25 protein-coding genes are annotated in these 21,207 nt (G+C 31.0%); 18 read left to right on the forward strand and 7 right to left on the reverse strand.

The genetic code is table 11. The features are described from left to right. Window positions 1–5: 5 nt before the first annotated feature. Window positions 6–566 (reverse strand): PASTA domain-containing protein, encoded by a 561-nt coding sequence (locus N1F78_RS02005; protein WP_406684520.1) that lies wholly within the window; start codon window positions 564–566, stop codon window positions 6–8. Window positions 567–704: 138 nt separating this feature from the next. Between N1F78_RS02005 and N1F78_RS02010 the strand changes: the two genes are divergently transcribed. From N1F78_RS02010 to N1F78_RS02020, 3 genes are read left to right on the forward strand one after another with little or no spacing between them, the layout of a single operon-like run. Continuing rightward, window positions 705–1,676, forward strand: a complete 972-nt coding sequence (locus tag N1F78_RS02010) for a D-alanine--D-alanine ligase (RefSeq protein WP_406684521.1) — start codon at window positions 705–707, stop codon at window positions 1,674–1,676. 18 nt (window positions 1,677–1,694) lie between these two features. Then, a complete protein-coding gene (gene coaD / locus N1F78_RS02015; protein WP_406684522.1) occupies window positions 1,695–2,150 on the forward strand; it encodes a pantetheine-phosphate adenylyltransferase in 456 nt (151 codons plus the stop codon). Window positions 2,151–2,208: 58 nt separating this feature from the next. Continuing rightward, a complete protein-coding gene (locus N1F78_RS02020) occupies window positions 2,209–2,655 on the forward strand; it encodes a HEAT repeat domain-containing protein (RefSeq protein WP_406684523.1) in 447 nt (148 codons plus the stop codon). A 249-nt stretch (window positions 2,656–2,904) separates the two neighbouring features. On the opposite strand, the gene N1F78_RS02025 is transcribed toward N1F78_RS02020, so the two are convergent. From N1F78_RS02025 to N1F78_RS02035, 3 genes are all read right to left on the reverse strand, one after another. Then, window positions 2,905–4,518: a SulP family inorganic anion transporter gene (locus tag N1F78_RS02025; RefSeq protein WP_406684524.1), complete on the reverse strand. Its 1,614-nt coding sequence runs from the start codon at window positions 4,516–4,518 to the stop codon at window positions 2,905–2,907. A 91-nt stretch (window positions 4,519–4,609) separates the two neighbouring features. After that, complete coding sequence (locus N1F78_RS02030) at window positions 4,610–4,987, reverse strand: hypothetical protein (protein ID WP_406684525.1); 378 nt, start codon at window positions 4,985–4,987, stop codon at window positions 4,610–4,612. 237 nt (window positions 4,988–5,224) lie between these two features. Continuing rightward, on the reverse strand, window positions 5,225–5,806 hold the full coding sequence (locus N1F78_RS02035) for an NUDIX hydrolase (RefSeq protein ID WP_406684526.1): 582 nt from the start codon (window positions 5,804–5,806) through the stop codon (window positions 5,225–5,227). 130 nt (window positions 5,807–5,936) lie between these two features. Here N1F78_RS02035 and pyrE point away from each other — a divergent pair, with 130 nt between their 5' ends. Both pyrE and N1F78_RS02045 read left to right on the forward strand, forming a co-directional pair. After that, on the forward strand, window positions 5,937–6,581 hold the full coding sequence (gene pyrE, locus N1F78_RS02040) for an orotate phosphoribosyltransferase (RefSeq protein WP_406684527.1): 645 nt from the start codon (window positions 5,937–5,939) through the stop codon (window positions 6,579–6,581). Window positions 6,582–6,659: 78 nt separating this feature from the next. Then, complete coding sequence (locus N1F78_RS02045) at window positions 6,660–7,055, forward strand: SRPBCC domain-containing protein (RefSeq protein WP_406684528.1); 396 nt, start codon at window positions 6,660–6,662, stop codon at window positions 7,053–7,055. On the opposite strand, the gene N1F78_RS02050 is transcribed toward N1F78_RS02045, so the two are convergent. Next, window positions 7,052–7,780 (reverse strand): biotin--[acetyl-CoA-carboxylase] ligase, encoded by a 729-nt coding sequence (locus N1F78_RS02050; RefSeq protein ID WP_406684529.1) that lies wholly within the window; start codon window positions 7,778–7,780, stop codon window positions 7,052–7,054. The genes N1F78_RS02045 and N1F78_RS02050 overlap by 4 nt on opposite strands. A gap of 93 nt (window positions 7,781–7,873) precedes the next feature. Here N1F78_RS02050 and rsfS point away from each other — a divergent pair, with 93 nt between their 5' ends. From rsfS to N1F78_RS02085, 7 genes are all read left to right on the forward strand, one after another. Continuing rightward, a complete protein-coding gene (rsfS, locus tag N1F78_RS02055; RefSeq protein ID WP_406684530.1) occupies window positions 7,874–8,245 on the forward strand; it encodes a ribosome silencing factor in 372 nt (123 codons plus the stop codon). Between the two features lie 5 nt (window positions 8,246–8,250). Further along, window positions 8,251–10,236, forward strand: a complete 1,986-nt coding sequence (ftsH, locus tag N1F78_RS02060; RefSeq protein WP_406684531.1) for an ATP-dependent zinc metalloprotease FtsH — start codon at window positions 8,251–8,253, stop codon at window positions 10,234–10,236. Window positions 10,237–10,356: 120 nt separating this feature from the next. Beyond that, entirely contained in the window at window positions 10,357–10,965 is a 609-nt protein-coding gene (locus N1F78_RS02065) for an LUD domain-containing protein (protein WP_406684532.1), read from the forward strand. A 1-nt stretch (window position 10,966) separates the two neighbouring features. Next, window positions 10,967–11,788 carry a phosphatidate cytidylyltransferase gene (locus N1F78_RS02070; protein WP_406684533.1) on the forward strand — a complete coding sequence of 274 codons (822 nt, stop codon included), beginning with the start codon at window positions 10,967–10,969 and terminating at the stop codon, window positions 11,786–11,788. Next, complete coding sequence (locus N1F78_RS02075; protein ID WP_406684534.1) at window positions 11,778–12,428, forward strand: phosphatidylserine decarboxylase family protein; 651 nt, start codon at window positions 11,778–11,780, stop codon at window positions 12,426–12,428. Before N1F78_RS02070 ends, N1F78_RS02075 begins: the two co-directional genes overlap by 11 nt. After that, window positions 12,429–12,695 carry an acyl-CoA-binding protein gene (locus N1F78_RS02080; protein ID WP_406684535.1) on the forward strand — a complete coding sequence of 89 codons (267 nt, stop codon included), beginning with the start codon at window positions 12,429–12,431 and terminating at the stop codon, window positions 12,693–12,695. A gap of 41 nt (window positions 12,696–12,736) precedes the next feature. Next, on the forward strand, window positions 12,737–13,435 hold the full coding sequence (locus N1F78_RS02085) for a peptidylprolyl isomerase (RefSeq protein ID WP_406684536.1): 699 nt from the start codon (window positions 12,737–12,739) through the stop codon (window positions 13,433–13,435). Window positions 13,436–13,446: 11 nt separating this feature from the next. On the opposite strand, the gene N1F78_RS02090 is transcribed toward N1F78_RS02085, so the two are convergent. Together N1F78_RS02090 and N1F78_RS02095 are read right to left on the reverse strand one after the other, a co-directional pair. Next, window positions 13,447–14,049 (reverse strand): trimeric intracellular cation channel family protein, encoded by a 603-nt coding sequence (locus tag N1F78_RS02090; protein ID WP_406684537.1) that lies wholly within the window; start codon window positions 14,047–14,049, stop codon window positions 13,447–13,449. Next, a complete protein-coding gene (locus N1F78_RS02095; protein ID WP_406684538.1) occupies window positions 14,049–14,795 on the reverse strand; it encodes an RDD family protein in 747 nt (248 codons plus the stop codon). The genes N1F78_RS02090 and N1F78_RS02095 overlap by 1 nt, the downstream gene beginning before the upstream one ends. Before the next feature lie 93 nt (window positions 14,796–14,888). Between N1F78_RS02095 and N1F78_RS02100 the strand changes: the two genes are divergently transcribed. The 6 genes from N1F78_RS02100 (at window position 14,889) to N1F78_RS02125 (ending at window position 21,202) form a co-directional block, all read left to right on the forward strand. After that, the gene (locus N1F78_RS02100) at window positions 14,889–15,866 is read left to right on the forward strand and encodes a stage II sporulation protein M (protein WP_406684539.1); all 978 of its coding nucleotides are present in this window, start codon (window positions 14,889–14,891) and stop codon (window positions 15,864–15,866) included. Next, on the forward strand, window positions 15,853–16,794 hold the full coding sequence (locus N1F78_RS02105) for a hypothetical protein (RefSeq protein ID WP_406684540.1): 942 nt from the start codon (window positions 15,853–15,855) through the stop codon (window positions 16,792–16,794). The genes N1F78_RS02100 and N1F78_RS02105 overlap by 14 nt, the downstream gene beginning before the upstream one ends. Beyond that, the gene (locus N1F78_RS02110) at window positions 16,787–17,533 is read left to right on the forward strand and encodes a DUF4129 domain-containing protein (RefSeq protein WP_406684541.1); all 747 of its coding nucleotides are present in this window, start codon (window positions 16,787–16,789) and stop codon (window positions 17,531–17,533) included. The genes N1F78_RS02105 and N1F78_RS02110 overlap by 8 nt, the downstream gene beginning before the upstream one ends. Continuing rightward, window positions 17,530–18,726, forward strand: coding sequence for a DUF4350 domain-containing protein (locus N1F78_RS02115; protein ID WP_406684542.1), 1,197 nt, complete (start codon window positions 17,530–17,532; stop codon window positions 18,724–18,726). The genes N1F78_RS02110 and N1F78_RS02115 overlap by 4 nt, the downstream gene beginning before the upstream one ends. Before the next feature lie 3 nt (window positions 18,727–18,729). Beyond that, the gene (locus tag N1F78_RS02120; protein ID WP_406684543.1) at window positions 18,730–19,803 is read left to right on the forward strand and encodes an AAA family ATPase; all 1,074 of its coding nucleotides are present in this window, start codon (window positions 18,730–18,732) and stop codon (window positions 19,801–19,803) included. A gap of 67 nt (window positions 19,804–19,870) precedes the next feature. After that, window positions 19,871–21,202 carry a DUF58 domain-containing protein gene (locus tag N1F78_RS02125; protein WP_406684544.1) on the forward strand — a complete coding sequence of 444 codons (1,332 nt, stop codon included), beginning with the start codon at window positions 19,871–19,873 and terminating at the stop codon, window positions 21,200–21,202. Window positions 21,203–21,207 lie beyond the last annotated feature (5 nt).

Raw genomic sequence — 21,207 nt, forward strand, 5'->3', positions numbered from 1 at the left:
GATAATTATTTTCTTGGGCGTTTACCGTTACCAAGTACTAAATCTATCACAGATGTTTTGGCCAGTTTATCACCAGGGTTTATAAGCTTTCCTTTGTGATACATTTTTAAAACAAGGTCTTTACCAATATTATCTTCATAGGTTATTTTTCCTATTTTAAATTCTAAAGCTTCTAAATTAGGTTTTGCTTGTCTAAAGGTGCGTTCTCTTAAATCTGGCACTTCAATTTTCCTGTAACCTGACGGATTAAGCGTTAAATATATCTTTCTATTTTCCTTTACCTGAGTTCCTGCTACTGGCTCCTGCTCTATTACGGAAAACCTTGGATAATTAGGATTGAAATTTGAAGAATCTTGAATCTGCATTACCAAATTATTATCATCCAATTCTAATTCTGCCACACTAATAGATTTCCCTTTTAAATCTGGTACAGTTTCAAAATCACCATGATTAGTATAACCCTTTAACAACAATAACATAAGATAGCACAATACCACAACAGCAACTATAGCCAAAAGAATTTGTTTAAAGAATGTTTTACTAACTAAGAATTTAATAATGCTCATAGATGATTTTTATGTTAGGCAAATATATAAAAACAGAACTGCTTTTTCTTTTGCAATATATATGATATTTTAGCTTAACTTATAATATTTACGTTTTATTGTGAGTTTTAGATTAACACAAAAAATATTTCAGTAAGAATGAAAAAAAACATAGCCATTATCATGGGAGGCTATTCTAGCGAATATCAAATTTCGCTTAAAAGTGGCAATGTAGTTTTTGAAACTTTAGATTCAAAGTATAACGCATATCGCGTTCATATTTTTAAAGACAAATGGGTTTATGTTGATTCAAATGACACTGAATTTCCAATAGACAAAAATAATTTTTCGGTTAAACTAAATAATAAAACCATCAAATTTGATTGTGTTTTTAATGCTATCCATGGCTCTCCAGGGGAAGATGGTTTTATGCAAGCCTATTTTGAATTACTTGGTATTCCACATACAAGTTGCCCCATGTATCAGGCTTCAGTTACTTTTAACAAAAGAGATTGTTTAAGCATTTTAAAACCTTACGGCATTAAAACGGCCGAATCCTATTATTTAAATTTAGGTGATGTTATTAATGAGACCTCTATTATTGAAAAAGTAGGGTTACCTTGTTTTGTTAAGGCTAATAAAGCTGGTAGCAGTTTTGGAGTAACCAAAGTTCATAAAAAGGAAGATTTACAAAATGCTATTGATGTTGCTTTTAAAGAGGATGATGAAATTATTATTGAATCTTTTTTGGATGGTACAGAAGTATCTGTAGGCGTGATAACCTATAAAGGAGAAACTAAAGTTTTACCTATTACTGAAATTGTTTCTGAAAATGATTTCTTTGATTACGAGGCTAAATACCTTGGTAAATCACAAGAAATAACTCCTGCCAGACTCACTAAGGAACAAGAAACAAAAGTAAACAAGGTAGCAAAAGATGTTTATGAAATTTTAAAAATGACTGGTTTCTCCAGAAGTGAATATATTTTTAAGGATGGTGAACCTCATTTGTTGGAAGTGAACACGGTTCCGGGGTTAACCAAAGAGAGTATTCTACCTCAACAAGCTAAAGCTGCTGGTATCACCTTAGAAAAATTGTTTGACAATGCCATTACTGAGGCTTTGAAATAAAAGCCTTATTTTTATATTATGAAACGAGCAATTTTTCCAGGATCATTTGACCCGCTAACCTTAGGACATTATGATATTATAAAGCGCGGAGTTACCTTATTTGATGAGCTAATTGTAGCCATTGGTATTAACGCCGATAAAAAATATATGTTCTCATTAGAACAACGTAAAATATTTATTGAACAAGCATTTGCTGATGAACCTAAGGTTAAAGTTGTGACCTATGAAGGTCTAACCGTTGATTTTTGCAAAGAAATTGATGTAGAGTTTATTTTACGTGGTTTGAGAAACCCTGCAGATTTTGAATTTGAAAAAGCTATAGCTCATACTAATAGAGATTTAGCGCCTATTGAAACAGTTTTTTTACTAACCTCAGCGGACACTTCCTATATTGCTTCATCAATTGTTCGAGACGTCATTAGAAATAATGGCGACTACACTAAACTTGTTCCCAATAGTGTTAGAGTAAAGTAATTTTCATTTTGTAACATTTCAGTATTATTCCATACTAATAAAGTAAGAATAATATCTCATGTTACACCACATTAAATACTTCCTTTTTAAACTTAAAATAACTCAACCTTCCAAAAGAGATATTGGTAATTGGGTTCAATATAATTATACAGAAAGAATTGAGTATGCTTTAGAACATGGCAATTATAAAACCCGGAAATTAGCTGCTGAAGCTTTGGGATTATTAGGCAATAATTCTTCCATACCTTTTCTACTTAAAGCTATTGATGATAAAGTTCATAATGTTTCTATTGCTGCATTAAATGCCTTAGAGGAAATTGGTAATCAAGATGAACTAATTGCTTCCATAATAAAAAAACGCTTTAATTGGGCTAAACTAATTGAAGAAAAACAAGCTAAATGGGAAGCTAATAAATATAAAAAGTACACTATTTACCGTTGGGAACGTGCTAGCAAAAAATCTTTTGACCGCGTGAAAGAACAACTCAAGAAACCAATAAGGTAAATAAATGATTATTTTCTGAAGTTTTCCATATTTACTAAACTAAAACCTTCAAATTATGAAAACTTCATTACTATTTATTTTATTATTCCCGCTAGTACTAATCTCACAAGGAAATCCAGCTTTGAGGAAACAAAAAATTAAACACTAATACCCCAATTAAAACTATCGATTTATCAACATTGAATACAGGGTTTATTTTATTAAAATTGAAAGTGATAATCAAATTCAAACTAAAAGAATCATTAAACCTTAAAACTTGTACTCTGAAAGCCCTTTGGTGAAAGCTTCGGGGTTCTCAGCTAAATGATAACGAGGGTCATCAATATCTTCAACAATAACTTCTCTGAATTTTGGACTTGATTTAAAAAGTAAAACTTTGCAGTCCTCACTTAAATGTTTAAGTTTTATTGTTTTGCCTTCTGCTTCATACTTATTTACCAAATTGAAAATAGCTTCTATAGCAGAATGATCACTAACTCGAGATTCCACAAAATCAACTTCAACATTTTCAGGATCATTTTTAGCATCAAATTTTTCATTGAAGGCTATGATAGACCCAAAAAATAAAGGCCCCCAAATCTCATAAACTTTAGTTCCATCTTCTCTCATACGCTTACGTGCTCTAATACGAACCGCATTTTCCCATGAAAACACTAGGGCACTAATAATGACACCTGCAATTACTGCAATGGCTAAATCAAAAATAACTGTAAGTGATGATACTGCTACCAAAACAATAACATCTGTACGCGGAATTTTATTTAATATTCGAAAACTACTCCAGGCAAATGTTCCAACAACTACCATAAACATAACCCCCACCAAAGCGGCAATAGGAATTTGTTCGATATAACTTGAAGCAAATAAAATAAATATAAGTAGTAAAACTGCTGCAACAATACCTGATAGTCTACCTCGACCGCCTCCTTTTATATTGATAATAGATTGCCCTATCATAGCACAACCTCCCATACCACCAAATAAGCCAGTAATAATATTGGCTCCACCTTGAGCCATACATTCTTTGTTAGTGTTACCCCTTGTTTCAGTTAATTCATCTACTAAATTTAAAGTCATTAAAGACTCAATAAGTCCAATAGCGGCTAATATTAAAGCATAAGGACCAATGAATTTAATTGTTTGCCAGTTAAAAGGCACTTTACTAAATAAATCTGTTTGAAATTGCGGTAACCCACCTTTTAAACCTTCTCCTCCACCATCTCTAATAAAACTACCAACTGTGGCTACATCTAGATTACCAAATATTACAATTGCTGAAACTACTAAAATACCAATTAAAGCTTCCGGTAGTTTTTTGGTGATTTTTGGTAAGCCAAACATAATACCCATTGTTAAAGCAACTAAACCAACCATAGTCCATAACTCAGTACCAGAAAAATAGTCTCCATTAACATCTCTAAACATTTTTAATTGAGCCATAAATATTACTATGGCCAACCCATTTACAAACCCCATCATTACAGGGTGAGGAATAAGTCTGACAAACTTACCAAGCTTTAAAACACCGGCTAGTACTTGTATACCTCCCATTAATATAACAGTTGCAAATAAATAATAAAGCCCAAGATTTTCTTCTGGAGACCCCATGGCATTTCCTTCTGCAACTAAGCTAACCATAACAACAGCTAAAGCACCGGTAGCACCACTAATCATACCTGGGCGACCTCCAAAAATTGAAGTTATTAACCCTATCATAAATGCAGCGTATAATCCTACTAAAGGGTCTACTCCAGCCACAAAAGCAAAGGCTACCGCTTCCGGAACCAAGGCTAAGGCTACAGTAATTCCACTTAAGATATCATTTTTGGCATTTTTTGTGCGCTTTCTAATAAACTCTGTCATGACATTATTTTTGAAGCTGCAAATTTACGGTTAATAAAAGAAGTAACAAGAATTTCTTTAATTCAATATTAATTTAACCTTAAAATACTTATTAGACGGGAACACCAATTTTGGCAATCCATTCCAACGCCTTTTCACGTTTCTGAAACACATAAATATTCCAATTACGGTCTTTATTAACATTAATTAAAGTTTCGGTAGACATTAAAGCTCCGCTTGTTGCAATAATGACAGCCACCGCCTTAATTTCTTCCAATCTACCAATAAGTCGCTGAGCTCCAAAGGTATAACTATAAGAGTTCTTTCTATTAATTAGCAATGAAAAGGGGGCAGTAAGATTCTCTAATAAAAAATCATGAAATTCAATTACTAAAGCCTCATCCATCTCAACACCTTCATTTACAATAACTTCAGCTAAAGACTCATTAAGAATAATAATTTCTCCAAATGTTAGTTTATAACTTTTCAAATAAAATATTTTTAAAATTAAAAATTACAAACAACTTCAAAAAAAGAGATGATAATAGCATATATAAGACTAAGCTTATATTTCTAAAAATACTTCTTTTTTTTTAAATCTCATATAAAAAAGGTATAATAAACTTTTTAATTCTGAAAGATTTGATAAAAAATAGAGTTTGAATATTAAAAAATAAATATTAATCAAAAACTCCACATTAAATTAAAAATAAGAGAATTTAAAACCTTAAACTAAGGCCCTAATATTAGCATAAGAGTTTTTTAGTGCTTTTTCCGATTGTTTTTCGTTTAACCATTCTACCTTAGTTATTCCTTCTTTTTCTTGAGGAAACAATGTACCGTCAAAAGAAGTCTTCATTTCAAACCAATAGGTTATTTTTATTCTATGACGTCCATTACGTTTAAAAATGTGGTAAGTTGTTTCTAATGGTTTTGTGATTTTTAAGCCTTCTACTCCAGTTTCTTCCTCTACCTCTCTAATTGAAGTTTCTTCTATAGTCTCCTTTTTTTCTGCTTTTCCCTTTGGTAAATCCCATTTATCATTTCTATATATAAATAGAACTTCACCTTTATCATTAAAAACCTTTCCTCCTCCAGCAATTACATTGGGTAGTTTTTTTAAAAATTTGTTTAAAAGCTTATCCTGGTCTTTATGAATTAATCTTACCTCGGATAATGAAGAGTTGTTTAGCTCTTTTATTACCTTACCAATATTTACAGTATCTAACAGATAATTTTTAAAGTTTGTTTCTTGCTCAACTTTAGTGGTTAAAATTATAGGCTTATCACCAACAAACACTTTATACATATGGTTTCATTAAGAATTCCAGTTTGTAAAAATATCATTTTTACAAACAAACCAATAATTGTTGAAAAAAATATTTTTATTCATAAAGTAAGCATATCAAAAAATTAAATTTATATGTAATTTTGCCAACATGATTTTTAACAAAGATATTGCTAGAAAAACTGCCGAAGTTTTATTACAAGTAAATGCTATAAAACTTAGTCCAAAAGAACCTTTTACTTGGGCTTCCGGCTGGAAATCTCCTATTTATTGCGACAATAGAATAATACTATCATTCCCTCCTATCCGTAATTATGTAAGGGAAACAATGGCTAAACAAATTGAAAAACAATACGGCAAACCGGATGCCATTGCTGGAGTAGCCACAGGTGCCATAGGTATTGGTATGTTAGTTGCAGAATATTTGGGCTTACCTTTTATTTATGTTAGACCTGATGCAAAAGGTCATGGGCGTAAAAATCAAATTGAAGGTTTTATTGAAAAAGGACAAAATGTTGTTGTTGTTGAAGATTTAATAAGCACAGGAAAAAGTAGTTTAAATGCGGTTAGCGCCTTAAGAGATGCCAATATTAATGTTAAAGGCATGATTGCCATTTTTACTTATGGTTTTGAAACTGCTACCAAAAACTTTGAAAACGCTGATGTAATTTTACAAACATTAGGCAACTATGATAGCTTGTTAGAACAAGCCTTAGATACTAAGTATATTTCTGAAGAACAATTAAAGACTTTATCTGAATGGAATACCAACCCTAGTGAATGGAACAGTATTTGATTTAGTCAACTTATGTTGTTATTTTGCAATAAAATCAAACCAATTTAACTACCTTTTAAATAATAACTTAACTACAATATGAATTTAGAATCTCCAAAAATAAACGTTGAAAAAACTCCTGAAGAGGTTTTTGATTTTTTAGCTGATATAAAAAATTTTGAGGCACTTATGCCTGAAAATATTAGCAAATTTGAAGTTTTAGAAGACGATAAATTTGTTTTTGCACTTAAAGGTATGCCAGAAATCATTCTAAAAAAGAAATCTATTGAAGCTCCAAATAAAATTGTTTTAGGTGCTGCTGGTGGAAAATTAGATTTTTCTTTAACTGGAAACATTGTTTCCAATGGTGACAATAATAGTGAGGTCCAATTACAATTTTCTGGAGACTTTAATCCTATGATGGCTATGATGATTAAAGGCCCTATTACCAAATTCATTGAAACTTTGGCTACAAGTATTCCAAAGGCTATTTAGTAAAGTATTTCTATTTCTTTGAGATCAAATTTCTTAATAATCTCATCTTCAAGAATTACCATTAACTTACCATATTTGGTAACACCTTTTACAAACCCAGAAAACAATTCACCATCAATATCTTTAAATGTTGATGGTTTATCCTTTCTAAACAAATTAGCTTCGTATTCATTTTTAACATCATCATACTTACCTTCTTTCAAAAGGGTGGCATATTTTTTAGTATAAGACATAATTCTAAACAAAACCTCATCCAAATCATACTGTAATCCCATAATATTTTTTAGGGAGGAAGCTTTAGGAAGCCCCTCGAACTTAGTCTGATTTACATTAACACCAATACCAATAATTGTAGAGTTCAACCTATTTTTTATGACATTTTCAATTAATATCCCACAAATCTTTTTGTCTGCTGACAAAATGTCGTTAGGCCATTTAATACGTAGATCAGGAATATTAAGCGTTTTTAATGCCTTTAAAATTGCCAAAGAAATTGCCATACTAATGTAAAAAGGAAACTCTACAACATGGACACTCAAATCTTTAAACACGCTAAAGGTAAGGTTCTTAGAAGCTTCAGATTCCCATACAGTACCCATTTGCCCCCGTCCGTTTTTTTGATATTTAGCTACAACCACAGTATAATCTTCCACGTTTTTCTTAACTATTAGCCCTCGCAAATAGTTATTTGTAGAATCGATGGCATTAAGTTTGATTATATGCATAAAAGAGTTATTGTTTGGCTTAAAAATCTTATGATTTTTTTAAAGCATAAAGAACTAAAAAAATAATAACTTTGCACAAATTAAATAAATTTAATGGCGAAAGAAAAAATAAGCGCAGACCAATTAATATCTGTAATAATTAGTGGCATTGAAGATGTTAAAGGACAAGAAATAAATATTCTAGATTTAAGAGAAATTGAAAACACTGTTTGTGACTACTTTATTATTTGTGAAGGAACTTCAAACACACAAGTAAACGCCATAGTTAATTCTGTACAAAAAAAAGTAAGTAAAGAACTTAAAGACAACCCATGGCATGTTGAAGGAGAGGATAATGCCGAATGGGTTTTAATGGATTACGTAAATGTTGTAGTGCATGTATTTCAAAAGCATGTTAGAGAGTATTATGATATTGAAAGTCTTTGGGGTGATGCAAAAACAACAGTAATAGAAACAAGTTATTAAAATACATGGCAAACGATAAAAAAAATATTAAAGAAAAGAAACCTAAATTCAGTCCTTATTGGATTTACGGCATTTTAATTGCGCTTTTTTTAGGCTTTCAATTATTTGGGGACAGCAGTAGTAGTGGTGGCACAAAAACTACCACATCTGATTTTTTTGGATTCCTTGCCAATGGTGATGTTGAAAAAATAGATATTGTTAAAAACACAAGAGTTGCTAGAGTTTACCTAACTTCAGATGCGGAAGTTAAAGATGAACATAAAAACTCAAAACAACAACCATTTATTCCTGCAGTAAGTAGATTACCTAACTATAAATTTGAGTTTGGTGACTTGCAAAATTTCGAGAATAAGCTTAATGAAATCATTGAAGACTTAGATACTAAGCCTATTGTAGAATTTGATACCGAAACTGACACATTTGGAAATTTATTAATTGGTATTCTGCCATTTATACTTTTAATAGGTGTTTGGATTTTTATTATGCGTAGAATGTCTGGTGGAGCTGGTGGTGGAGCTGGTGGACAAATTTTCAACATTGGAAAATCAAAAGCTAAATTATTTGACAGAAATACAGAGGTTAAAACATCATTTAAAGATGTTGCTGGTTTAGAAGGGGCTAAAGAAGAGGTTCAAGAAATAGTTGATTTCTTAAAATTTCCAGAAAAATATACCACATTAGGAGGAAAGATACCTAAAGGAGCCTTACTTGTGGGACCTCCAGGAACAGGTAAAACTTTATTAGCAAAAGCCGTTGCTGGTGAAGCTAAAGTACCTTTCTTCTCCTTATCAGGTTCTGATTTTGTTGAAATGTTTGTAGGAGTTGGAGCTTCTCGTGTTCGAGATTTATTCAAACAAGCAAAAGAAAAATCGCCTTCAATTATTTTTATAGACGAAATTGATGCTATAGGTAGAGCCAGAGGAAAAAATGCCATGTCTGGAAGTAATGATGAAAGAGAAAACACTTTAAATCAGCTTTTAACAGAGATGGATGGTTTTGGCACCAATACCAATGTTATTGTGCTTGCCGCTACCAATAGAGCAGACATTTTAGATAAGGCTCTTATGCGAGCAGGTAGATTTGACAGACAGATTTATGTTGATTTACCAGACGTTCGTGAACGTAAAGAAATATTTGAAGTACACTTAAGACCTCTTAAAAAAGCTAAAGATTTAGATACCGATTTTCTTTCTAAGCAAACACCTGGTTTTTCTGGTGCAGATATAGCAAATGTTTGTAATGAAGCGGCATTAATAGCTGCAAGAAATGGTAAAAAAGAAGTTGACAAGCAAGATTTCTTAGACGCTGTAGATAGAATCATTGGAGGTTTAGAAAAGAAAAACAAAATAATAACACCAAGTGAGAAAAAAGCAGTTGCTTATCATGAAGCAGGTCATGCCACTGTAAGTTGGATGTTAGAGCACGCCGCTCCCCTAATTAAAGTTACCATCGTTCCTAGGGGGCGCTCATTAGGAGCTGCCTGGTATTTACCAGAAGAAAGACTAATTGTTAGACCAGAGCAAATGTTAGATGAAATGTGTGCCGCATTAGGAGGTAGGGCCGCAGAACAAGTAATTTTTAATAAAATTTCTACTGGTGCATTAAGTGACCTTGAAAAAGTAACTAAACAAGCTAGAGCTATGGTTACCATATATGGACTGAGTGACAAAATTGGAAATTTAACGTATTACGATTCTTCTGGTCAAAATGAATTTGGATTTTCTAAACCATATAGTGAACAAACTGCTGAATTGATTGACAAAGAAATATCTGACATCATTGAAAAACAGTATGATAGAGCGATAAAACTTCTTAAAGAAAATAAAGATAAGTTAACAGAACTAGCCGAAGAGCTTCTTGATAAGGAAGTAATTTTTAAAGACAATTTAGAAAGAATTTTTGGTAAGCGCGCTTTTGAAAAGGAAACTACTTCTGAAGTAAAAGAAAATACAGAACAAGAAAAAGAGCAGGAAGAAAAAGAAAATAAATAAGCTGAAATACATATATTTTGTTAAGCTTTTAGTAAAAATCTTAAATTAACCTTAAGGATAGTTTAAGATTTTTTATATTTGATAAACAACTTAGAGAATTGGGTTAATAGCAGTTATTAAATGAGTCTTTTTAGAAAACTTTTTGGTTCTAAATCTGAACGTGTCAGAGAGGAATTAAAATCTGAAGAAAGAGGCAAATACATGCCAGAAATTAAACTGCCAATAGATGAAAAGTTTACCATAAACTTTAAAGCTAATGGGGGAAAGTTTCTGTATTGCGAAGATTTAAACGAGGTATACCAGAACCTTCAATTTATTGTTGACGAGAACAAATGGCATGATAAAAAAGTTTTGATTCTTGATGATAATTTAAAGGCTAAATTTAAAAATTCCAACTTAAACACTGCGTTAAGATTAAGTGAATCTACATTTTTCATTACAACATGTGAAAACTTAATTGCTAATGATGGTTCACTATTAATTTCCTCTAAACAAATTTTTGAAAAAAAATTAACTGAGTTACCTTTTAACTTTATTGTATTTGCTACCACAAGTCAAATTGTTGAAAACATTGGTGAAGGGCTTCGGGGTATCAAATCTAAAAATAGACAAAAAATACCTACTAATATTACTACCATCAAGCACTTTAAATCTGGAGATGAAAAAGATTTCTTAAGCTATGGTAGCAGTGCTAAAAATCTATACCTACTACTTTTAGAAGATTTATAGAATGAAAGAAATTCTAATTAGAGGTTTCTCTGGCCTACTTTACGTTTCGTTATTAATAGGCTGTTCACAAAACGAACATGCTTTAATTATCCTCTTTTTTATTTTCGGATTAATTAGCTTAGCTGAACTAAAAAAACTCATTCAGTTAAAAAGCCCAGTTCCTCACATTATTTTTGTTATTATCTACTTTGTATTTGTTTATTGGAAGCTTGTGATAAACACCCAATTTGGCTTAGAGGAGGCTACCCAAATCCTTATGGTTATAACAATTTTTGTCAATCTGTTTTTAATGAAAGATTTGTTTTCAGAAAAAACCATTCCAATGTTTGCCTCAAAAAGATTTATTTTAACAACCTTTTATTTATCTAGTGCATTTGTATTCTTAATATTAATAGCAAATCATCAAAACACTTATAACTCAAATATTCTATTAGGATCTTTTATACTCATTTGGGTTAATGATTCTTTTGCATATTTAGTTGGAAAAAACTTTGGAAAGCAAAAGTTATTTGAAAAAATATCACCTAAAAAAACCGTTGAAGGTTTCCTAGGTGGTTTATTTTTCGCATGTGTAGCGAGCTATTTTATTGCTACCTTTACAGAAACTTTAAATTTCACTAATTGGCTAATTTTAAGCATTATAATAAGTGTTTTTGGTACATTAGGAGATTTAATTGAGTCTAAATTCAAAAGACAAGCTGGAGTTAAGGATAGTGGTGTAATTATGCCAGGTCATGGTGGATTACTAGACCGTTTAGACAGTATTATATTTGCTGCTCCATTTATTTATTCATTTTTAAGACTTTTAAATTATGTTTCATAAAGAAGGCCATAAAATTATTTTAATAACTTTTATTGTTGTTGTTGCTTCCTATTTAATTACAGATAACTTTATAAATATCTTTTGGATAAGAACCTTAATAATGCTTACATTATTAGTTCTCCTTATTTTAATACTTCAATTTTTCAGAAATCCCAAAAGACATACAGTTTTAAACAACAAACAAGTTATTTCTCCCGTTGATGGTAAAGTAGTAGTTATTGAAGAAGTTTTTGAAAAAGAATATTTTAAAGAAAAACGCCTTCAAGTAAGTGTTTTTATGTCTCCTTTAAACGTGCACGTAACTAGGTATCCTATTGGAGGTAATGTTATTTTTAGCAAATACCACCCAGGAAAATACTTGGTGGCATGGCACCCTAAGGCAAGTGAAGAAAATGAAAGAACTACAGTTGTTGTTGAAAACGAAAACTATGGAAAAGTGCTTTACAGGCAAATTGCAGGTGCGCTTGCCAAACGCATTGTAAATTATGCAAAACAAAACAACAGAGCCGAACAAGGTGCAGATGCTGGTTTCATTAAATTTGGCTCTAGAGTAGATTTGTTTTTACCAATAGACACAAATATAAAAGTTCAGTTAAATCAAAAAGTTAGGGGTGGCGAAACCATTATTGCAGAAATGTAGATGAATAATGATAAATTAGACATAGAATTTCAAGAAGCAGTTGCTAGAGTAAATGAACATAAAGAACCATTTCCGGCAGATACACTACTTAAATTATATGCTTATTACAAAAAGGCAACAAATGATTATGGCAGACCAAGAAGTAGAGAAGCTTTAATTAATGCCTTTAAAACAAATGCTCTATTTCAAGCCAAAGATATTACTGAAGAAGAAGCTAAAAGAAATTATATTGAACTGGTTAATAATTATTTTTTATATAGGGAATAATTAAATCACTCCTTAACCTGAATTATATTTTATTATTTAAAATGAAACTGAGAATTATTTTTAGCCTTTTTATTTTATTTCTAGGTTGTGAGAACAAACCAAACAAGAATACTGCAAAACCTGTAGAAAAAAGGGTTGAAAAAAAGAAAACAGTAAAAGATTCTATTGTAAAACCTAAAAGGGAATTCCCGAAGTTAAACTCTAGAAGTGCTATGGATTTCTTTCTAGAATACAATGAAAAGCATAAAGAAAATAGAGTTAGAATTACAACAGATTTTGGTGACATTGAAATTTTCTTATTTAACGAAACCAGATTTCATCGTTCTAATTTTTTGTTTTTAACAAGGCAAAAATATTTTAACGATACGCAGTTTTACAGAGTAATTGACAACTTTATGATTCAAGCTGGTAACAGTGATGATATAAAGACCGCTAGAAAGCGTGGATATATTGGTAAATATTTATTACCTGCAGATACTAAAAGAGGCTTTAAACATGATAGAGGTGTTATTTCAATGCCAAGTAGCGAAATTGACAACCCTCACAAATTAGCATCTCCGTATGAGTTTTTTATTGTACAACAAAAAGGCGGTGCACACTTTTTAGATGGTGACTATACTATTTTTGGTAAAGTAACCAAAGGTATGGATGTAGTTGACAAAATAGCCGGAGTTGAAACTGATGATGGAGATTGGCCAATGAAAAACATTTACATAAGAAACGTTGAGATTCTTGATTAATAAAACCTAAGCTAAGATCTATAAATATTAGGGAGTGCTATTTTAAATCTAACAGCTAACAGACGAGTTACTATAACTACAATACCCGATATAATGAAAACAACATTAGTTTCAATCGGTAATTGAATAATTAAAAAATAAGTTGCTCCTCCCAAAATACAGGCTGTTGCATATATTTCTTTTCTAAAAATCACAGGGATTTCATTACACAAAATATCTCTGATAACTCCTCCAAAACTTGCCGTCATAGTACCAAGAGCTATACAAATTATAGGATGTAAATCTGCTTGAATTCCTTTTTCTATGCCCACCAAAGTATAAAGTCCAATACCAATCGTATCGAAAAAAAACAAGGAGGTTCTTAAATAGTTTATTTTACTTCTAAAAATAATAGCCAAAACAGCCGATGCAATAATAACATACGTATAAGCTATATCCTTCATCCAACTTACCGGAGTATCACCAATAAGCAGATCACGTAATGTACCACCACCAACTGCTGTTACAAAAGCTATAATAAGCACCCCAAACAAATCCATCTTTTTGTTGAAGGCCACTAAAACACCAGAGACAGCAAAAGCTATAGTGCCTAAAATATCAATAGTATAAAACATTACATATTTTGAGTATAGTAGTTATAGTCCTTTAAAATAACATCAATAAACTCAATATCAGTTTTTTGCTTCACCTCTTTTATTTCAACAACTTCTATAAGCTTATTTCTTAATTTTATTAGTGTAGGATAATCTTTCGAGGCCTTAGCTGTAGTAAAGGTATCTTTTATAATTCGTGCATCATTATCAGACAATTTTATAACATTAGGATATGTGGGCACATAATCTTGCTTTAAATCCTCTAAAATAGTATGACTTATGTTCACCTTATTTTTTAAGGAAATGACTGAAGTACCAGCAGTCATATCACCTAAACGTTGGTTTTTATCACTCATTATTATTGAAATAAGCGCCACTACTCCACTCATGATGTTTAAATCTACAATTCTAAAAAACCATCGAATTACAAAATCTGCCAACGAAGCTTGATAGCCATCAATCTTAACCACTTGTATTTTCAAAACACGCTTACCTAAGGTTTGCCCATCAAGTATACTTTCAAAAATTAATGTATAGAAAATAACTGGCAAATAGAATGATACATATATTGCTGCTTGCGACCACCCATCCATATCTCTTACCAAATCATCAACATTGAATAAATTAAAAACTAGTTGATAGGTTACAATGATATAAGCTATTTTAATAACCCAGTCTACACCATAGGCTAATATGCGCTCACCAACACTCGCCGCTGTAAAATTAATATTCACATTTTGAGTTGTATTTATTTGCAATTCTACCATATAAACAGCGCCTTTTCTCCATACAAATCTATTGTAAAAATCTGTAAGATATAAAGTACTTTTAATAAAAAATTTGATTAGCTTTGATTTTAGATGAGAGAAGTAGCCTTTATTAAACAGAATAAAGAAAAATGGCTAAACTTTGAAAAAGCTATTTTTGGAAAAACCTTAAAAAACCCAGACGAACTAGCTTCATTATATATACATTTAGTTAACGACCTCTCTTATGCTCAAACCTATTACCCCAAAAGTAAAACAATACTTTACTTAAACAACTTAGCCGCCAAGGCTTTTCAAAAAATTTATAAAACAAAGCGAGAAGACACAAATCGGTTTGTTCATTTCTGGAAAATTGAAGTGCCTTTAATTGTATATCAGTATAGGAGGTATATACTTTATGCCTTTATTATATTTTTAAGTTTTGTTGCTATTGGAGCACTTTCAGCTGCGTTTGACGACTCATTTGTTAGACTTATTTTATCTGATGGATATGTTAATGAAACTCTTGAAAATATTGAAAAAGGCGATCCTGTTGCAGTTTATAAAAGTGGAAGTAATTGGGGCAGTGCTTTTGGTATCACATTAAATAATCTTTATGTTGGTATTTGCTCCTTTATTTTTGGTGTTTTCGGTGGATTGGGCACTGGGTATTATATGCTTAATAATGGCATCATGGTTGGTGCTTTTCAGTATATGTTTTATAAACACGGTGTACTTTGGGAAAGTGTACGTGGTATATGGATTCACGGATCAATGGAGATTTTCGCAATTGTAATTGAAGGTGCAGCTGGTTTAATTCTAGGTGCAAGTATTTTATTCCCTAAAACATACTCTAGAATAACATCATTTAAAATAGGAGTTAAAGATGGGATAAAAATTCTTATTAGCACATTTCCTTTTACCATTGCAGCTGGTATTTTAGAGGGTTATGTTACGCGATATTCTAATGTAATGCCTAATTGGTTATCAGTAGGAATTATTTTAACCACGCTTAGCATTATTTCGTTTTACTACTTAATATACCCTTTCATTTTACATAAAAAATTAAAAAACAAACATGCAATTATATAAGTCTAGAGGTTTTAGCGAGTTTTTTCAAGACACCTTTGCTTTTTTAAAACAAAACGGTAAACATTTCTTTAAACATTACTTTATCATCAATGGTGTTTTCTTATTAATACTCATTGCTATGGGGTATTTTTTTACTAAGTTTTATACCAATCTAGTCTTTGGAGGCATAATAGATAGCCAAAGTACAACGGCTATAGATGATTATATGAATGAAAATTTAGGACTATTCATAATTTTTATTTTAGTCTTCATAATTGTAGCTTTAATATCGGCTATTGTTTCATATGCCTACGTCCCAATATATTTAAAACTTTATGAAGAAAAAGGTGAAAAAAACTTCACAGTTAAGGATGTAGTTTCATTGTATAAAATGAACATCAGTAAACTTATAATCTATGTATTGTGTTGTTTAGTTTTAGTAATTCCAATGTTTATCCTTCTTTTTATAGGTGCTATGGTTTTAATGATAACTATAATTGGTATACTAGCCATTCCCTTGCTCTTTGGAGGGTTTGCACTATTCTTTACGATGTCTTTAATGGAATATTTGGAAAACAAAAAAGGTATTTGGGAATGTTTTGGATACTCGTGGTCTTTAATCTCATCAAAATTTTGGGCTTCAATTGGTAGTGTTGGTCTTTTTTATTTAATGAGTTATATAACTCAGAATGTTTTATCCTTAATTCCATATTTTTTTGGAATGGCAAGCTTTTTAACTACTATTGAACAAGGCGGACCAACGGAAGAAGAAATTGGGTCAACTATGATGATTATCATGATGTTTGTTTTCTTTTTATCATTTCTTGTAAGTGCAGTTTTAGGTATTATAGTACAACTTAATCAGGGTATTGTTTTTTATAGTTTGAAGGAAGGCAAAGAAAATATAAAGACAAAAGATATTATAGACCAAATAGGATCTGGTGAATAAAAAGTTTTGGTTACATATCGTTTTTATTGCTTTTGGTTTTGTATGTTACCCTAAATCTCACTGGGTTAATATTGTAATAAATGATACTTTAAAAGTTGATACTTCACCCCAAATATCACCACGTAGTTTTGAGGATTTAAATGAGGTTTACACCGGTGAAGACTTTATTTATGAACGTAGTGTTGAAAGCTCAGGTTGGTGGACCCGTTTTAAATTATGGTTAAACGACTTTTTTAGGAATTTATTCGATATTACAAATGATGGACAAGCTTCAAAAGCCACAGATATTGCTTTAAAAATTGCTGGTGTAATCATTTTTCTATTGGTAATTTATTTCATCTTTAAAGCTGTTATGAATAAAGAAGGCACATGGGTGTTTGGTAAATCTTCTGATAAAAATATAATTCCTGTAACAGATATTGAGAATAATATTCATGCCACAGATTTTAAAAAACTTATTAATGAGGCCGAAAAAAACAGTAATTACCGGTTGGCCATTAGGTATTATTATTTATGGCTTTTAAAATCACTAACACAAGCAGAAATAATTGAATATGATGTTGAAAAAACCAATAGTGACTATCAAAATGAAATTAGTCAAGACCAATTAAAAAAAGAATTCACGTACACCTCTTATTTATACAATTACATTTGGTATGGTGAGTTCAATGTAACGCCATCAGAATTTGATCAGGCCAAAGATGCTTTTACTAAATTTTTAAAATCTGTAAAAGCATGAACAAAACATTAAAAGTATATATTGGCTTATTAATACTACTGTTTGTAGTAGTTATTCTTATTGATTTTTCTAAGCCAAAACCTATTAATTGGAGTCCAACTTATAACGAGTTGCACAAAAGGCCTTATGGGACATTTATACTATATGACCAGTTAGCCAACCTATTTAATAATAGTAAAGTAAATAATATTAAGGTAACTCCTTACGAATACTTTGATGATTTATACAATTGGGAAGATAGTACGTATAACACAAGCGGAACTTACATGCTTGTAAATGAGCATGCCGATATTGATGAAGTTTCTGCTCAAGAATTATTAGACTATGCCTCACATGGAAATGATGTTTTTATTTCGTCCAATTACCCGCCTTCAAAAATTTTAGATTCACTTTCAATAGACATTAAAAACCAATATAATTTTAAAGGAAAAGCTGAATTAAATTTCACCAATCCTATCTTTACAAGAGATTCTATTGTTATAGAAAAAGGTTTGAGTAATTACTATTTTTCAGAATTAGATTCTATGGTTACAACAGTTCTAGGATATCAAAAATTTGATAGCATAAACCGAGTTAATTATATAAAAGTAAAACATGATCAAGGCAACATCTTTTTACACTTACAACCCGTGGTTTTCACAAACTACCATTTATTAAAAAAAGACAATAAGAAATATGTGGCTGCAGTGTTATCCTACTTAAAAGATGACACCATTCATTTTGACTCACCTAATAAAACTGGTGCCAACCTAAGCAAATCTCCATTAAGGTTCATCCTTAGTAAACCTGCATTAAGAAATGCCTGGTGGCTAGCCTTAGCTAGCTTAGTTTTATTTATGATTTTTAATGCCAAAAGAAGACAACGTATTGTGAAAATCATTAAACCATTAGAAAATTCCACCATAGCCTTTACCAAAACTATTGGCAATTTATATTATGAAACCAAAGACCACAATACCATAATAGATAAAAAAATAACGTATTTTTTAGAACATTTAAGACGTGGTTTTTTTGTTAACACAGAACTTTTAGACGATAAATTTGTAAAAAACCTAAGCCTAAAAACGAATAAAAACCGCGAAGAGATACAATCTCTAATTACACTTATTTTAAATTTAAGAGCTAAAAACAACTGCACAGAATCAGATTTACTTAAATTAAACAAAGCAATTGAAGATTTTTATACCAAATAAATTATGGAGCATTTAGAGAACCAAAATGACGACACTTTAGAACCTAAAAATGAGCAACAAGAATTTGAAAAAACACTTTCTGGAGAAAACAGAAAAACAGATGACAGTTTAAATTTTAAAAACCGTGTAGATTTAACAGAACTACAAGAAGGAATTACACTAATCAAGAACGAAATTGGTAAAGTAATTGTTGGTCAAAAAAGTATGATTGACTTACTAATTGCTTCTATTTTGGCTAATGGGCATTCACTTATTGAAGGCGTTCCTGGAGTTGCAAAAACAATTTCCGCTAAACTTTTAGCCAAATCTTTGGATATTGATTTTAGTAGAATTCAATTCACGCCAGATTTAATGCCTAGTGATATTTTAGGGACATCAGTTTTCAATATAAAGTCTTCAGAATTTGAATTTAAAAAAGGCCCTATTTTTTCTAATATGATTCTCATTGACGAAATAAACAGAGCACCAGCAAAGACGCAGGCGGCTTTGTTTGAAGTTATGGAAGAACGTCAAATAACCATAGATGGCCATAAATTCCTATTGGATTTACCTTTTATAGTTTTAGCTACTCAAAACCCAGTAGAGCAAGAGGGAACTTACAGACTACCAGAAGCCCAATTAGATAGATTTTTGTTTAAAATAGACATTGATTATCCTAATTTAGAAGAAGAAGTTGAAATTATAAACAGAGAGCAGTCTTTAAAAGGGGGTATAAAAACAGATAAAATCACTTCGCATTTATCAAAAAAGCAAATTGAAAAATTTCAAGATTTGGTAAATGAAATAATTATAGAATCACATTTGGTTAAATATATTGCAGAAATCATTATAAATACTAGAAGCAATCCTTTTTTATACTTGGGCGCATCACCAAGAGCGTCTATAGCCATTTTAAAAGCAAGCAAAGCATTTGCAGCTATGAATGGTAGAGATTTTGTTACTCCAGAAGACATAAAACAAGCAGCTATTCCTGTATTGCAACACCGAGTTATTGTTACTCCAGAACGTGAAATGGAAGGTGTTACCACCAAACAAATTATAAAACAAATTATTGAAGCTGTGGAGATTCCAAGGTAATCATTAATGAAAGTTATCTCATTCCTTATGAAGTAAAACCATTTCTTTTAACAATCTAAGAAAATTAGTGAAACGTCTTAAACCATTTTACATACAAAACCGCTTTTTTTATATCTGTATAGGTATTATGATTCTGTTTGTAATCAGTTTTGTATTTCCAGTATGGTTCAATACAGTTAGGCTATTACTATTAGTATTAATAGCCCTAACTTTTCTAGACACTCTAATTCTTTTTGCAACAAAACGAGGTTTAAAAGGCACTAGAACGTTACCAGAAAAATTATCAAACGGTGATAAAAACCCCATTCATTTAAGTATTGAAAACTTCTATACTTTCCCTGTTTATATAAGAATTATTGACGAAATACCTGAGCAGTTTCAAGTTAGAAATTTTAAAATAGACCGAAAGCTCACACCATCAAGTATTACAGCATTAGAATATGAAGTAAGACCAACCGAACGCGGTGAATATCACTTTGGAAAACTAAACATTTATGTATCGTCTGTATTTGGTTTAATTTCGCGTAGATTTAGTTTTAATGATGGTGAAATGGTACCTACATATCCAAGTTTTATCCAACTAAGAAAATATAATTTATTAGCCATTAGTAACAACCTCAACCAGTATGGCATTAAAAAAGTCCGTAAACTGGGGCATACTATGGAGTTTGAGCAAATCAAAGAATATGTATTAGGTGATGATTTACGTACTATAAACTGGAAAGCTACCGCAAAGAAAAACCAATTAATGGTAAATCAATATCAAGATGAAAAATCACAACCTATTTATTCGGTTATTGATAAAGGTAGAGTTATGAAAATGCCTTTTAATGGTTTATCTCTTTTAGACTATGCCATTAATGCTGCCTTGGTAATATCAAACGTGGCGTTGAAAAAACAAGATAAGGCAGGAATATTTTCATTCTCAAAGAAGGTTGAAAACAGAGTGGTTGCTGAGCGCCGCTCTTCTCAAATGAATTTAATTCTAGAAGGTCTTTATAATGTAAATACCGATTTTTTTGAAAGTGATTTTGGCAGACTTTACGCAGATATTAAGCGCAATATAACACAACGCAGCTTAATTTTATTGTATACCAATTTTGAAACATTAGATGGCCTGCATAGACAACTACCTTATTTAAAAGGTATTGCTAAGAGCCATTTATTAGTGGTTATTTTCTTTAAAAACACTGAATTAAACAATCTTATACAGAACAAAGCAGAAACAGTTCAACAAGCTTATGACAAAGTAATTGCAGAAAAATTCTCTTTTGAAAAGCGATTGATTGTAAACGAACTTAAAAAGTATGGTATCTATTCTATTTTAACTACTCCTGAAAATTTAACTATAGATACTATTAATAAGTATTTAGAGATAAAAGCTAGGGGTCTACTTTAATAAGA

This window comes from Seonamhaeicola sp. MEBiC01930 (assembly GCF_045277075.1).
Classification (GTDB): Bacteria; Bacteroidota; Bacteroidia; order Flavobacteriales; family Flavobacteriaceae; genus Seonamhaeicola.